Source organism: Bacteroidota bacterium (genome assembly GCA_030706745.1).
In the GTDB taxonomy this organism is placed as follows: Bacteria; Bacteroidota; Ignavibacteria; order Palsa-1295; family Palsa-1295; genus PALSA-1295.
Genome location: JAUZNX010000004.1, coordinates 115,768 through 130,591, shown reverse-complemented (window position 1 = coordinate 130,591; position 14,824 = coordinate 115,768). Strand labels below are relative to the sequence as shown.

Below are 14,824 nucleotides of genomic sequence, written 5' to 3'. Positions count from 1 at the left end.
ATGGGCACCTATAATTCTTTCAGACACAACATCCTTCATCTCGACCTCGATACCTTCTTCGTATCGGTGGAGCGGCTGCTCGATCCAGCGCTGGCAAAGCGTCCGGTGATCGTGGGCGGCAATCCGTTCGGGCGCGGCGTCGTGGCCGGTTGCAACTACGAGGCGCGGGCATTCGGCGTACATTCGGCGCAGCCGATCCGTCGGGCCTACCGGCTGTGCCCGCAGGCCGTATTCCTTCACGGCAATTACATTCACTATGCCGAGTATTCGAAGCTCGTCCGCGAAATCCTGACCGATCTCGCGCCGATCTGCGAAACGTCGAGCGTCGATGAGTTCTATCTCGATCTCTCACTGACCGAGCGGTTGAAAGGCGATACATATCGCTGGGCGCAGGAGATTCGGAAGACGGTCAGTGGCGAGACACAGCTTCCGCTTTCGTGCGGCCTGGCGACAAATAAGCTTATCGCGAAAGTCGCAACGACCGAAGTTGCGAAGAAAGGCGATGCACGACATTTCAGAGTTGCCGATGGAGAAGAGGCGTTGTTTCTTTCGCCGTTCAACATTCGCGCGCTCCCGGGCGTCGGCGAAGTCAACGAAACGAAGTTGCTGCAACTCGGCGTGCGGCGCATCGGTCAGCTTGCGGAGACTCCGGTGCCGATTCTCTCACGGTTCTTTGGCCGCAAGGCGGGCAATAACCTTCACGAGCGAGCGCAAGGGATCGATCACTCGCCGGTGCGTCCGACCCACGAGCAAAAAAGCTACTCGCGCGAGCAGACCTTTGGCGAGGACACGATCGACGTGCAGAAGCTGTACTCGATTCTTCTCTCGCTCTCGTCGGCGCTCGCCAGCGATCTGCGAAAGGCGAAGCTGCTGACGAGCAAGCTCACACTCAAGCTCCGTTATTCGGATTTTACCACGGTGACCAAAACGCTGACCTGCTCGTGGACCAATCAGGACCAGTCGATCTATCGTCTGGCGGAGAAGCTCTTTCGCGCGCTCTGGACGCGCCGCGTGCGAGTCCGATTGTTGGGACTCGAGGCGAATACATTTTTAGAAGACCTGGAACAGCAATTTCTTTTCGAAGAAGAGCACGACGTCGATCCGCTCTACTCCGCGATCGATTCTCTCCGTGAAAAATATGGCAAGCGCATTATCGGCTTCGCTGGCGCCAGTGCGCCGCGCATGCATGTCATCACACCTCACGGCGTCGCAGCATGAACAACGGCATCTCCATCGGAGTAGGAGCACATGGCCCACAAACAGCGGGAACATCGTCATGCATCAGCGCGATAGAATTCTCATTCCCAATCATGAGTCTGCCGGAAGCATCGGTAATTCGCCACGTACGGAAGCTGCCGCGGCACTCCGTGTGGCGTATCACGATGGACGATCTGGATTCGGAGCAGCGATACATTACGCAGCCCGCGTGGACAGTGTTTATCAACGCGCTACGGCCGGGACGTGATACGCTCATGCTCTCATTGGAAAGAACGAGTGAATACGATGCAGCACAGCTTGACGTATTGTGCGACATTGTTGAGAATGTGTATCCGCTCCGGTGTTTCCTGGAGTTCGAACATCATTCGTGGGCGCGGGCGGAGCAAGTCCTGCGCGGCAAGAGGATTCCGGTCGTGCAGCACGATGCACCCGAATTGCCCGGCATCATCAAGGACATTCACGCGAGCGGAAAGCATGCGATACTCCGGCTGCTGGGCCGCGATAAGCGTCACTGGTTCGAGCATCTCGCCAGCGAGCGATTTGCCTATCGCTATACCAACGCGGAACTTGCTGTCATCGCGCAACGAATTCGCACACTACGAGAATCATCCGACACCGTCACAGCGATCCTCGCGACACATCCAGCACCATCGGCGATGGACAACGCCGTCACGCTGGCATCCATCCTCTCGAAGTAATCATGTTCACGCACCTGCACACGCATTCCTGGTACTCGTTTAGCCGCGGCACGATCCCGTCGGAAGCGCTGGCCGAGCTTGCTGCAACTGCCGGCATGACTGCTATCGCGCAGACCGACACGAACAATCTCTCCGGCGCCGTGGAGTTCTATATCGCCACAAAAAAGCATGGCATCAAACCGATTATTGGTGTCGAACTTCGCACGCGGCACGAAACAGCGACGCTGCTCGCCCGAAATGCCGATGGCTACCGGGAAATTTGCGAGACGGTCACCGCAGTTCTCGAAGCCATCCCACAAACCAAACCAAAGCTCACGCTCGAAAGCGAAGAACCCGGACAGGTCGAGATTCAGGAAGAGGACTTGGAGTATAAGCCACTCGCGCCATTCTTGCACGATCGCTCGGAAGATATTGTGATGCTATCATCGAGCAGCACACTCCTGGAGCAACTTGCACCACAGATGAAAATAGGCAACCTCTTCATGGAGCTTGCTCCGCACGAGCGGAAGCAGTGGAAGAAGCTTCGAACTATCTATCGGCAATATCGGCTGCCAGTCGTCGCAACGAACGACATTCTTTTTGCCAAACGCGAGGACCACGCACTGCATAAGCTCCTGCGCACGATCGGCAGTAACACCACGCTCAACACCGTGCCGGAGTGGGAAGTCGGTGCGGAAAGCCAACGATTTACAAACGAGCATGAACTTCGCGCTCTTCTCTCGGACGTTGGCGAAGACGCATTTGCCAATGCGCAGAAGATTGCAGAGTCGTGCAACGTCGAATTTGATTTCAGCTACTCAAAATTCACGAAGTATCCGGTTGAAGACTCTGCGATATTTCTTCATGCGCTTGCGGAAGCCGGCTTCCGCAAGCGGTTCGACCGTCCCACAGCCGAGCACCACGCGCGCTTCGAGCAGGAATTGGCAACGATCATCGAATTGCGAGCGACAGACTACTACCTGGCCGTCTGGGACATGATCCAGTTCGCGAAGCGGAAGAACTTCCCATATCTGGGCCGCGGCTCCGGCGCGAATTCACTCATTGCCTATTGTCTGGAAATCTCGAATGTCGATCCCGTCCGCAATCATCTTCGCTTCGAGCGCTTCCTGAATCCGGAGCGGTCCATGCCACCCGATTTCGATATTGACTTTTCGTGGAAGGACCGCTACGAGGTCATCCACTATATGATCGATACATTCGGCCAGAACAGAAGCATCGGTCAATCCCGAGCAGCCATGTTGTGTACAGTTCAGTGTTACCGCGATCGTGGCGCAGTGCGCGAGACCGGCAAGGCGTTCGGCTTTACTGAAGCCGAGATCAACGAGCAGATGACGCACATTCGGACGATCTATGTCGAAGGCAAGGTCGCGTCGCGCTCGAGCGCTCTCAACGAAGGCAACCGGCCGGCGGATATCAAGCAGTGGATGCAATGTGCCGCGCGCATTGAGAGCTTTCCTCGAAATCTCTCGGTCCATGCGGGTGGGCTGCTCATCGCCGACAGAGCGATGACCCATTACACGCCAGTGCAAATGGCGCCCATCGGCGTGCCAATCACGCAGCAGGACATGTATTCCGCCGACGATTGGAAACTCATCAAGCTCGATATTCTCGCCACGCGTGGGCTTGGTACCTATTGGGATACGATGCGGCTTGTCGAAGGACGCACCGGCACTCGGCCTCCCGTCGAGAATGAGAACGTGGCATTCGCGGACGAGCAAACGAAAGAACTGATCCGCACTGGAAAAACACGCGGCTGCTTTTACATCGAAAGTCCCGCGATGATCGGACTGCTGCGGAAGCTTCGAACCGATACATTTGAGAATCTCACCGCCGCTTCCTCCGTCATTCGTCCCGGCGTCGCGCAGTCCGGCATGATGCAGGAATTCATCGCGCGGCATCGTGACCCGGCGAGGCGCAACCGTGCCGATCCAATTCTTGCGCGGCTCATGCCGGAGACGTATGGCGTCATGGTCTATCAGGAAGATGTGTTGACGGTTGCGCATGACGTTGCGGGACTCTCGTATGGCGAAGCCGATCTCATGCGTCGCGCCATGAGCGGGAAGACCCGCTCGCACGAGCGGATGACCGATCTCAAAGACCGTTTCCTGGATGGCTGTAAATCAAAAGGCGTTCATGATGCCATTGCGCAGGAGATCTGGCGACAGATTATCTCGTTCTCGGGCTATTCGTTTTGCAAGGCGCACTCGGCCAGCTACGCGGTGCTTTCGTTTCAGGAGGCGTGGCTCAAAGTCTATCATCCGGCGGAGTTTCTCTGCTCGGTGCTGAACAATCAAGGTGGGTTCTACCGGCATCAGGAGTATCTCAATGAAGCGCGGTTGCTCGGTATTACCGTTAAGCTTCCCGATGTGAACCTGAGCCACTATGAGCATACAGTCGATGATGAGCGAAGCATCCGGCTTGGCTTTGTCGCCTTTAGTGATTTATCGAGCGCGTCACGTGAGCGATTGCTTGCGGCGCGCGCGGGAGCGCCATTCACTTCTATCGAAGACTTTGCCATTCGGAGCGGTGTCACGATGGAAGACGGCGCGCTCTTGGTCACGCTCGGAGCGTGCGATTCTTTCGGGACAAGGCGAGTCGAGATGCTGGTTAGATTTCGAGCCGCGATGCTTGGGACTTCTCACTTGCACAAGCTTAGCGGCCAGCCCGGACTTGGATTTGCGGATGATCTTTCTCACATTTCACTTCAGCACCTGAGCGATTACGATCCACTCTATCAATTCCGGTTGGAACGCAACACATTCGGATATTCCGTGACGAATCATCCATGCGATTTCCTTAAGCAGTATGCGGAGGGTACGGTGCGCGCCAGCGATCTCGCTCGGCATATCGGCAAGCGCGTAACGGTTGTGGGCGCAAAGGCCGCGACAAAGGCCGTTCGCACGAAGCGCGGCGAACTAATGCTGATGCTGAATCTCTCAGACAAGAGCGGCATGATGGACGTAGTCGTCTGGCCCGAGCAGTACCGCCAATATTACACGCAACTCTCCACGGCGGAAGCTGTGCGGATCGCCGGCAAAGTCGCCGAAAGCTATAATGTTGCCACACTGGAAGCACACGCGATCGAGAAATTGGAGTTCCTGGACTAAGGAGCGAGGGACTGGAGAATACCAGTATCGGTCGCGAGCCCCCAATATGTCGTATTTTTGTATAAGATTAACGTGAAACCATGCTTCAGAACTACATTCCGATAGCCCTCATGCTCATCATCGCCATAGGATTCGGCGTGATGATGGTCACTCTCAGTCGTTGGATCGGCCCGCGCCGGCCTAACTTCCAGAAACTCTCGACGTACGAATCGGGCATGATCCCGGTCGGCACGACGCGGGAGCGCGTTTCGATCAAGTATTACGTGGTCGGAATGCTCTTCATCATCTTCGACATCGAGCTTGTCTTTCTCTATCCGTGGGCCGTCACGTTCAGCAAATTAGGAGCCTTTGCCCTCTGGGAGATGTTTATCTTTATCGCGCTACTTTTCGTAGGATACATCTATATCCTGAAAAAAGGCGCGCTGGAATGGGACTAGCGACTTATGATCGAAGAACTGCAATCGGAAGGATTCATAACCAGCAAGATCGATGATCTTGTAAACTGGGCGCGGCGTAATGCGGTATGGCCGATGCCGCTGGGCATTTCCTGCTGTGCAATCGAAATGATGCACTTCGCCGGGCCGCGCTACGATGTGTCGCGCTTTGGCTCGGAAGTATTCCGGTTCTCGCCACGTCAGGCCGATCTTCTGATCGTGGCCGGCACAGTGACCTACAAAATGTCGAAGGTCGTACGAAAGATTTACGATCAAATGCCAGGGCCAAAGTGGGTAATTGCGATGGGTGTCTGCACGGTATCGGGCGGAATCTATCGGACCTACTCTGTCGTACAGGGCATCAATCAGTTTTTGCCTGTCGATGTCTACGTCGTCGGCTGCCCGCCGCGACCGGATTCACTCCTAAAAGGATTGATGATGATCCAGGACGAAATCAAGCACGACCGTCCTTTCAAGCGCGGCACTATTATCGACTCTGCTTCGAATCAGCAACCGATCGAGATTCCGATCCCGGTCATCGAAGGTCCGGCCACATGGGCGATGCCAGCCAAGCACGGCGAGCGCAAGATTATTACTGTCTAAGACCCCAGCATGTTTAGCTTCGAGCAACTCAAAGAGACCGACGCCTCCCTGAATTTCGTCCACGTCGATATTGCCGGCGACGAAGGCGCCATTGTTTCACGCGAACGCATTCTCGATGTCGCGAAGCGATTGAAGCATGAGTTCGGATTCCTCCATTTGATGGACGCATTCGGTCACGACCGAATGGAGAAGAAGGAGCGGTTCGAAGTCTCCTACAATATCCGCAATCCCAAGACCAAGCAGCGCATCTTTCTCAAGGTCCGTTGCGAGGAGCGCGATCCGCACGTGCCCTCGCTCTGCTCCGTTTGGGAGGGCTGCAACTGGAATGAGCGCGAGACTTACGACATGTTCGGTGTGATCTTCGACAATCACCCCGACTTGCGCCGCATGTACATGCCGGAAGATTTCGAATATCATCCGTTGCGCAAGGACTTTCCGCTCATGGGCATTCCGGGCTCAATCCCGCTGCCACACCATGAGGATGCCGACCCCAGATTCGATGTAGCGAACCGAGGAGAATAATCAGATTTTTATGGCTCTCATCGACGAAGAAGTACGAATCGAGCAACCAGCCTTCCAGGAAGTACCGCCGCGCCAGCGCATTCTCGAAACGTTGATGTCGAAGGACACGACGGTCTCGCAGGATGAGGACTCGCTCGAAAACGAGATGGTCCTCAACATGGGCCCACAGCATCCGGCAACGCATGGCGTACTCCGCGTGCTGCTCCGTTTGGATGGCGAGACCGTTGTTAGTGCCGAAAGCGAACTCGGTTACCTTCACCGTGGCTATGAAAAGCTCGCGGAGAATATGACGTATCACGAGTTCATCCCGCACACGGACCGACTCGATTATATTTCGCCCGTCGCGAACAATGTGGCCTATGTCATGGCGGTGGAGAAGCTGATGAAGATCGAGCTTCCGAAGCGCGCACAATACACGCGCGTAATCTGCTGCGAATTAGCCCGCATCTCCTCGCACCTCATGGCGCTCGGCGCGCTCGCGATGGATGTTGGCGCACTCACGGTTTTTGTGTGGGCGTTGCGTGAGCGCGAGAAGCTCTACGATATTTTCGATGTGCTCACAGGCGTCCGCTTCACGGTGAGTTATATGCGCATTGGTGGAATGGCGCAGGACATCGGTGAGGACTCCATTCGAATGATCAACGCATTCCTGGAAGGCTTGCCCGATGCGATGAAGGACATCGGCGCAATGCTCAACAAGAACAGGATCTTTCTCGAGCGGACCAGCGGCATTGGCGTTATGCCACAGGATGAGGCTCTCGATCTTGGTTGGACCGGCCCGAACATTCGCGCTGCTGGTCTGCCCATCGATCTTCGACGCGACAATCCGTATCTGGTGTATAGCGAACTCGATTTCGATGTCATTACACGCACCGAGTCCGATGTACTTGCGCGCTACTGGTGCCGCTTTTATGAAATTGCAGAGTCCGCGAAGATCGTCCGGCAATGTCTCGATAAACTTCCGAAGGGCGATTACTTTGCCCGCGACGTGAAGAAAGTCCTCCCACGCAAGGGTCAGGTCTATTCAAAGATGGAAGACTTGATCAACGATTTCATGCTGGTGAACTTCGGCCAGGCGGCACCCATTGGCGAAGCATACAATGGCATCGAAGCCGCAAAGGGTGAGTTGGGCTGGTATCTGGTCTCGAACGGCACCGGCTTCCCGTGGCGCAGTAAAATCCGTAGCCCAAGCTTCGTCAATTTGCAGGGACTTTCCCGCCTGCTCGAAGGCGCCATGATCTCCGACATCGTCGCTATCATCGGCTCGATCGATCCGATTATGGGTGAAGCGGATAAGTAAGTAATTTCAAGAGTGGAGTCTTCGATGAACTGGAAGCTCATTTTTCTTTTGTCCTTGATCGGCGTGGCGATGGCCGTTCTCACCGTCAGCGTGATTCCTTCGACCATCGAGCCGCTCGTTTGGCTCGTGATCTTTGCGTTCAACGCCTGGGTCATTACAAGCCGCGTCCCGAAGGGTAAGTATTTTCTCCACGCCTTCTGTGTGAGTGTTGTGAGCGGCGTCTGGATCGGACTCATCCATGCAGCATTGCACGATACCTATCTTGCCAATCACATGGACGAAGCAAAGCAATTTGCGAACGCGCCCTGGGGCACGGGAGCATTGGCGATGATATACATGGGCCCGATATTCGGCGCATTCTTTGGGTTGATCTCGGGACTCGTCTCAATGCTCGTTGGCAAACTGCGAAAGCCAAAGGCACAAGCGGCGTAGCTACCGGTCGAATGCCTCCCGTGCTTCGAGTGCGTAGTCTCGATTCGAGAACTCCGCTGGCGCTGCCTTCGTGGAACTTGCAGTCGTAATCGCCTGGGAGAGACGCGTCTGCATCTCCTCGGCCGTAAGTCCTGTATAAAGCCGCCCAGCTTGCGCAATCGCGAACTCGCCAGTCTCCTCGCTCAAAACGAGCGACACAACATCCGCTTGCTCCGAAATCCCGAGCGCCGCCCGGTGTCGGGTACCCAACATCCTGTTGCCGACCTTCTCGACCGATGTCAGTGGCAGCGTGCAACGGGCTGCTTCAATGTAGCGGTCCTTGATGACCACAGCACCATCATGGAGCGGGCTCTTCCGATTGAAGATCGAAACGAGCAACTCCTTTGAAACCAGCGCGCGGATCGGCAAGCCGGTATCAACGAACAGCTTGATGTCCGTCGTGCGAATAACAATAATAAGCGCGCCCTCACCCCGTTGTTTGAGTTCTTCCAGCGCACCGACGATCAGCGCGGCATACTCCTTCACGTCAAACCGGATAAAGAATTTCACCACTGGATTGCGGCCAAGGAACAGCAGCAATCGCCGAAGCTCCGGCTGGAACAGAACGATGAGCGCGATGACCCAAATGTCCGTCAGCGTTTTGAGCAACCAGGAGAGCGCCTTCATATCCGCCGCGCGCGCAACCAGTGAGCCGGCGATGACCAGCAACAGACCCAAAAAGATCTGCGCCGCAATCGTCCCGCGCATCGCGACGTACAGCCGATAGAAGAGAAACGCCACGAGCAGGATGTCGATGACATCCACCCAAGTGACGTTTAGAATGCCGATACGAAATAGGTCCATCAGTTGGTCATCATGAACCTTGCCACGTCTTCACTCGTGCCGCGCGTTTGTGCTTCATCACTCTCCTTCAATAAGAAATAGGTGCCCGAAGTTAAAGTAATACTTTAATTCTCTCTTTTGAATTGTCATTTAATGAACGCCCACTCCCTTCGCGCAAAATCGCCTCTGCTTTCAATGAGCAATGGGTGCCCGTGATCCCACTATCTAATATACGGCGCCGAAAGTGCAATGTCAAGAGCCGGGCGAACAAATATGAGAAAAAAAGAAAAGCCCCGGACGAACCAGGGCCAAGGCCGAAGCCTGTAGAATCATCTTTACTATGATGAGCTTTCAGATTGTCTACAAATATACGAAAGTTTTCGTAGTTTTGGAGTAAGAAAGGAGCATCTCATGGCTCGAACCCTAGGTCTCGACATCGGCACAACCTCAATCGGCTGGTGTCTTATGGAAGATAAGTCCCGCATCATCCGCTCCGGCGTCCGGATCTTTCCTGTCGGCGTACAGGAGGATAAGTTCGCGAAGAGTGCCACGGAGGAATCGAAGAATGCCGCACGAAGGACCGCTCGCGGCATCCGGCGCGGTTACGATCGATACAAGTTGCGGCGCAAACAGCTTCGGCGAATACTGCTCGAACTCAATATGCTACCCGACCGGCTCGAAATGCCATCGGCACAAGCACTTTACGGACTTCGAGTTCGGGGGCTCGACCAGAAACTCGAGCTCAAAGAGATTGGTCGTGTCCTGCTCCACCTGAATCAGCGGCGAGGCTTCAAGAGCAATCGCAAGGCCGCTCCCAAGGATGGAGACGATGAAACAGGTATCAAACTTCAGATGTCGGAGTTGAAGCAGAAGGTCCACGATCTCGGCTTCCGAACTCTCGGGGAATATTACTTCTCGCTGTACGACGCGAACGAGACAAAGGAGAACTGGCACAATCCCGATGAGCCGATTGAGCGGATAAGAAAACGTTTTGTGCATCGTTCGATGTACGAAGAAGAATTCGACGCGATCTGGAAATCGCAGGCACGATTTTATCCAGACCTTTTGACTGAAGAACGCCGGCGCGAAATCAAAGAACGGTGCATCTACTATCAGCGGCCGCTCAAATCGCAAAAGGGTCGAGTGGGTAAGTGTCGGTTCGAACCAAGCAAGAGAGTCGCTCCCAGAAGCTCGTTGCGATTCCAGGAATTTCGCATTTGGGAAACGCTGAGCCGTATACGTGTAACAGATGCCACACGTCACCTGGGTTCGCTGACACTCGATGAAAAAAAGACGCTTGCCTCCGTCCTTGCCGAGACGGATTTGCTCACCGTCCCCAAAGCGAAGGCGCATCTTAAGCTCTCTCGGGCCGCGTATTTCAATGACATCGACAAGATCAAGGGAAATACCACGGCGTCGAATATCATCAAGGCAATTGGAGCCGAGGCATGGCAGGCACTCCCGGAAGCGAAGAGAGACCATATTTGGCACGTGCTCTATTTCGCGCCGGATGAGAGTTGGCTTGCGAAGTGGGGTAAGAGGAATATCGGGCTATCCGATGAGGCTGCCGAAGCCTTCGGCGAAATCTCGCTTGAACCGGACTATTCGCGCATCAGCCACAAAGCGATCGAGAAGATGCTGCCGTTCCTAAGAGACGGTCTCGACTATTCCGAAGCCAGCAAGGCCGCTGGCTACCACCATTCGTTCGATGAAGAGACGCAAGGCAAGGAACGCGCTATGGAAGACAAGATCGTTCGCAAGCCGAATGATGAGATCGAGCAGTTACGCAATCCAATGGTCATGCGCGCTGTCAGCGAAACCGTCGCGCTGGTAAACGCAATCATCCAGGAAGAGGGACGGCCCGATCAAATCCGGATCGAGTTCGCACGCTCGATGCGGATGCCCAAGGAGGTCCGCGAAAAGATGCGGCGAAACAATCAGGATAAGGACAGGCAGCGCGAAGAATATAGAGAGTTTCTCAAACGAAGGATGCAATGGGCTGATATTTCGCGCAGTCAAATTACGAAATTTGAGCTGTGGCTGGAGATGGAGTTCGCACAGGAGGATCTCCGAAGGATAAACGCTTCCATCGATATCGAGGAGTTCGCAAAATTCGTCAAGAAGGTTAGGCCATCAGACAAACAGAAATACGAACTCTGGCTTGAATGCGGAAGGATCTCGCCATACACAGGAAAGACTATCACGCTCGGCCAGCTCTTCAGCGCGGAGATAGAGATCGAGCATATTGTCCCGTATAGCAAGTCGTTCGATAACTCGTTCCGGAATAAGACGCTGTGCGAACGAGAGTTCAATGCGAAGAAAGGCAACGATACACCGATCAAGTTTTTTGAAAAGCAGGGTGCCGAGGCAGTGCGTCAGTTCAAGGAGAGGATAAAGACCTTGCCCCATATAAAGCAAGAGCGGATGCTGCAAGAGGAATTCGAGGAATTCAGACCTGGGAGCATCGAAAGCACCGCGATGATCGCACGCGCCACACGGGATGTCCTCCGCCGAGTGTGCAGGGACGTTCGCGCGACCGATGGCCAGGTAACGTCCATACTGCGGCGGTTCTGGGGCCTCAACACAATCCTTAACACCGATGGCGATAATGAAAAGAGCCGCAACGACCACCGGCATCACGCGGTCGATGCATTTGTCATCGCAAACACAGACAACTGGTGGATTAATTTGCTGAGCCAGGCAAGCGCCTTCGATCCTCATCGGCGACTCAGTGATAATTTATTAGAAATGCTCCATACTCCTGCTGGGCGGGAGCTGGTACGTGCGGCCGGATTGGGCGTGTCTGTGGAAGCGGATGAGCACGATCCACTCAGTCTGCAATATGCGAATCCTGCGACCGGCGAAATTTCCGCCGGAGGCATACCCGGCCCGTATCACGACCATCGCCGGGACTTGGAAGCTTTTCTTTCGGGGATGCTCATCTCATACCGAAATGAGAAGCGGCTTCTCACATCGAAGAATAACAAGTACCGCTATTCTCATCCCAAATCCGGGGCGCAGACAATTCAACGGAGCGTTGCTATCCGGGGTGCGCTCCATGCCGAGTCTGTCTTCGGCCAGATAATGAACTCACACACGGGCCAATTGGAGTACGTCATTCGCAAGCCACTGGCTTCGCTCGACAAGATGAAGCAGATCGAGAAGATCGTCGATCTGGCTCTTCGACAAGTTGTGAAAGACCACATCGAACGCTACGGTGGTGAAGCGAAGATCAAGGAAGCGATGCAGCAGCCAATGTTCTTGACCAGCAAGGACGGCAAGAAACGGATTCCCGTCCATTCGGTCCGAGTGACTGAACCGGCTACGAATCTTATTCAGCTTCGGCCGAAAGAGAACCCAAAGCTCTTTGTGGATTCGGGTTCGAATTATTGCATGGCCATCTATGGAGAACCACAAGCAAAGAAGCGGGCATACGACACGATCCCCTTCTTCATGGCTGCTGAGCGCGCAAGGACTGGCAAGGCCGTGGCGCCTGCCGAGAAGAACGGTCTATCGCTTTGGCTATTGCTCATGCAAAAGGATACGGTTGTCACATTCAAAGACTCCCCGGACGAAATCGACTGGAATAATCAAGTCAATCTTTTCCAGAGGTTATGCACCGTACGGAAATTTGACGTCAATGGGATTATCTATCTCGATAGGCATAACATAAGCAAGTTTGAGGATAAAGATCGGAACGTGAATTTCTTCCAGGTCTCTCCTAATTCAATTCGAGCCGTAAAAGTCGAGTTAGGTATTCTCGGCAACATCAAGCAAGTTCCATGATCCGCCGCACACTTTACTTCGGCAACGCCGCATACCTCTCGACGAAAGACAATCAACTTGTCGTCGAGCGTCGGCTTACCGAAGAGGACGAGCACGACGAGACGACGTGTGTTCCGATCGAGGACATCGGCTGCATCTTGCTGGACCACTGGCAGATCACGATCACGCAACCGCTCCTGCGCGATCTCATGGCAGCGAACGTGGCGGTCGTGAGTTGCGATGACCGTCACATGCCCTGCGGGATGTTTCTGCCATTGGCCGGCAGCGGCGTGCAGCCGGAGCGATTTAAGTATCAGCTTCGGTCCCCGAAACCATTGCGAAAGCAGTTGTGGGCGCAAACGATCGACTTCAAAGTCCGAAATCAGGCATCACTGCTCGCTATCTCGGGCACGCCATCGGAGAACATGCTGAAGTGGGCATCCGAAGTTCGTTCGGGCGATACGGCAAACATCGAAGGCCGCGCGGCGGTCTTTTATTGGGCGAATCTTTTTCCGGCAGAGCTAAACTTCCGGCGCGACCGGGACGGCGATCCCCCGAATAACCTTCTCAATTACGGCTATGCGGTGCTGCGCTCCATGACGGCCCAGGCGCTGGTTGCCAGTGGGATGCTTCCGACATTGGGGATTCACCACCGCAATAAATACAACGCGTATCCGTTGGCGGACGACATTATGGAACCTTACCGTCCGTTCCTGGATGCGATCGTGCTCGAAATCGTACGGAATGGTGAGGACTTCACGGAGCTATCGAAGTCGATCAAGCAGCAGCTTCTTTCCCTTGCGACACTCGATGTGGTGATGGCTGGCAAACGTCGGCCGCTCCACGTGGCGATGCAGCGCACGGCGGCCTCGCTCGCGTTTTGTTTTTTAGGCGAGCGCCGCAAGATTCTCTATCCTGAATTTCCGTTTGGGACCGAACCAAATAATCCGCAACTCTTACATAATTGGAAGTTTCCCCCTCCTTTTCAAGGAGGGGGTTAGAGGGTGGTCATGCAGAACTCACGCTTTAACGAATATCGCACCTTGTGGACCATGGTACTCTTCGACCTTCCGGTTTTGACGAAGAAGGACCGGAAGGAATACACGAAATTCAGGAAGTCGCTACTCAAGGACGGCTTCACGCAATTCCAGTTCTCGACCTATATGCGGCACTCGTTCTCGCGCGAGAATGCTGAGGTCCACAAGCGGCGCGTGCGTTACGCCTTGCCGCCGAAGGGCAAAGTCGGGATACTCACGATCACCGATAAGCAGTTCGGACTGATGGAGATATTCGATGGTCAGTCCGCCGTGGAGGGCGAGCGGCCGCCGCAGCAACTCGAGATGTTCTGAATGCGCTCCTTTTTTACTTTCTAATTGTGCCCGTAATTCGTTGTGTCCAAAGCACTTGCTGTCATCGTCTTAAAACCGTAGAACTCTAAAAAACAATCTGAAAGCAGATCACAGCCGCGCCGCTCATGCAATCGCAGACTCGGAACTTAAAACCGTAGAACTCTAAAAAACAATCTGAAAGCAGATCACAGCCTCTCTGGCTACTTCACCCATGACCTGCACTTAAAACCGTAGAACTCTAAAAAACAATCTGAAAGCAGATCACAGCTGAACAGCATACTGGATCGAGTCGAGCAGCCTTAAAACCGTAGAACTCTAAAAAACAATCTGAAAGCAGATCACAGCCGTGGCACGCGCAACTTCGCCGTGCTCGTGCTTAAAACCGTAGAACTCTAAAAAACAATCTGAAAGCAGATCACAGCCATGTCCACGATCACAGCCGGCAGCGGCCACTTAAAACCGTAGAACTCTAAAAAACAATCTGAAAGCAGATCACAGCCGGGGTTGTCCCAATAGCTTCCATCGTAGGCTTAAAACCGTAGAACTCTAAAAAACAATCTGAAAGCAGATCACA

12 protein-coding genes and 1 CRISPR repeat array (1 of these 13 cut by a window edge) are annotated in these 14,824 nt (G+C 54.3%); of the genes, 11 read left to right on the top strand and 1 reads right to left on the bottom strand.

Going from position 1 to position 14,824, the window contains the following annotated elements:
• The 8 genes from dinB (at window position 1) to Q8902_06825 (ending at window position 8,314) form a co-directional block, all read left to right on the top strand.
• The gene (gene dinB / locus Q8902_06860) at window positions 1–1,218 is read left to right on the top strand and encodes a DNA polymerase IV (protein ID MDP4199273.1); all 1,218 of its coding nucleotides are present in this window, start codon (window positions 1–3) and stop codon (window positions 1,216–1,218) included.
• Complete coding sequence (locus tag Q8902_06855) at window positions 1,215–1,916, top strand: DUF72 domain-containing protein (GenBank protein MDP4199272.1); 702 nt, start codon at window positions 1,215–1,217, stop codon at window positions 1,914–1,916. Before dinB ends, Q8902_06855 begins: the two co-directional genes overlap by 4 nt.
• A 2-nt stretch (window positions 1,917–1,918) precedes the next feature.
• Entirely contained in the window at window positions 1,919–5,023 is a 3,105-nt protein-coding gene (locus Q8902_06850; GenBank protein MDP4199271.1) for a DNA polymerase III subunit alpha, read from the top strand.
• 80 nt (window positions 5,024–5,103) lie between these two features.
• Window positions 5,104–5,460, top strand: coding sequence for an NADH-quinone oxidoreductase subunit A (gene ndhC / locus Q8902_06845; protein ID MDP4199270.1), 357 nt, complete (start codon window positions 5,104–5,106; stop codon window positions 5,458–5,460).
• Between the two features lie 6 nt (window positions 5,461–5,466).
• Window positions 5,467–6,060 carry an NADH-quinone oxidoreductase subunit B family protein gene (locus Q8902_06840; GenBank protein ID MDP4199269.1) on the top strand — a complete coding sequence of 198 codons (594 nt, stop codon included), beginning with the start codon at window positions 5,467–5,469 and terminating at the stop codon, window positions 6,058–6,060.
• Window positions 6,061–6,069: 9 nt separating this feature from the next.
• Complete coding sequence (locus tag Q8902_06835; protein MDP4199268.1) at window positions 6,070–6,582, top strand: NADH-quinone oxidoreductase subunit C; 513 nt, start codon at window positions 6,070–6,072, stop codon at window positions 6,580–6,582.
• Window positions 6,583–6,592: 10 nt separating this feature from the next.
• A complete protein-coding gene (gene nuoD / locus Q8902_06830) occupies window positions 6,593–7,882 on the top strand; it encodes an NADH dehydrogenase (quinone) subunit D (GenBank protein MDP4199267.1) in 1,290 nt (429 codons plus the stop codon).
• A gap of 24 nt (window positions 7,883–7,906) precedes the next feature.
• The gene (locus Q8902_06825) at window positions 7,907–8,314 is read left to right on the top strand and encodes a hypothetical protein (GenBank protein MDP4199266.1); all 408 of its coding nucleotides are present in this window, start codon (window positions 7,907–7,909) and stop codon (window positions 8,312–8,314) included.
• On the opposite strand, the gene cdaA is transcribed toward Q8902_06825, so the two are convergent.
• The gene (gene cdaA / locus Q8902_06820) at window positions 8,315–9,157 is read right to left on the bottom strand and encodes a diadenylate cyclase CdaA (protein ID MDP4199265.1); all 843 of its coding nucleotides are present in this window, start codon (window positions 9,155–9,157) and stop codon (window positions 8,315–8,317) included.
• A gap of 390 nt (window positions 9,158–9,547) precedes the next feature.
• Between cdaA and Q8902_06815 the strand changes: the two genes are divergently transcribed.
• From Q8902_06815 to cas2, 3 genes are read left to right on the top strand one after another with little or no spacing between them, the layout of a single operon-like run.
• Window positions 9,548–12,922, top strand: coding sequence for an HNH endonuclease domain-containing protein (locus Q8902_06815; GenBank protein MDP4199264.1), 3,375 nt, complete (start codon window positions 9,548–9,550; stop codon window positions 12,920–12,922).
• Window positions 12,919–13,902, top strand: coding sequence for a type II CRISPR-associated endonuclease Cas1 (gene cas1, locus Q8902_06810; protein ID MDP4199263.1), 984 nt, complete (start codon window positions 12,919–12,921; stop codon window positions 13,900–13,902). Before Q8902_06815 ends, cas1 begins: the two co-directional genes overlap by 4 nt.
• A 9-nt stretch (window positions 13,903–13,911) precedes the next feature.
• A complete protein-coding gene (cas2, locus tag Q8902_06805; protein ID MDP4199262.1) occupies window positions 13,912–14,250 on the top strand; it encodes a CRISPR-associated endonuclease Cas2 in 339 nt (112 codons plus the stop codon).
• A 68-nt stretch (window positions 14,251–14,318) separates the two neighbouring features.
• Window positions 14,319–14,824: a CRISPR direct-repeat array (repeat unit 47 nt; unit sequence CTTAAAACCGTAGAACTCTAAAAAACAATCTGAAAGCAGATCACAGC) (it continues 233 nt past the right edge of the window).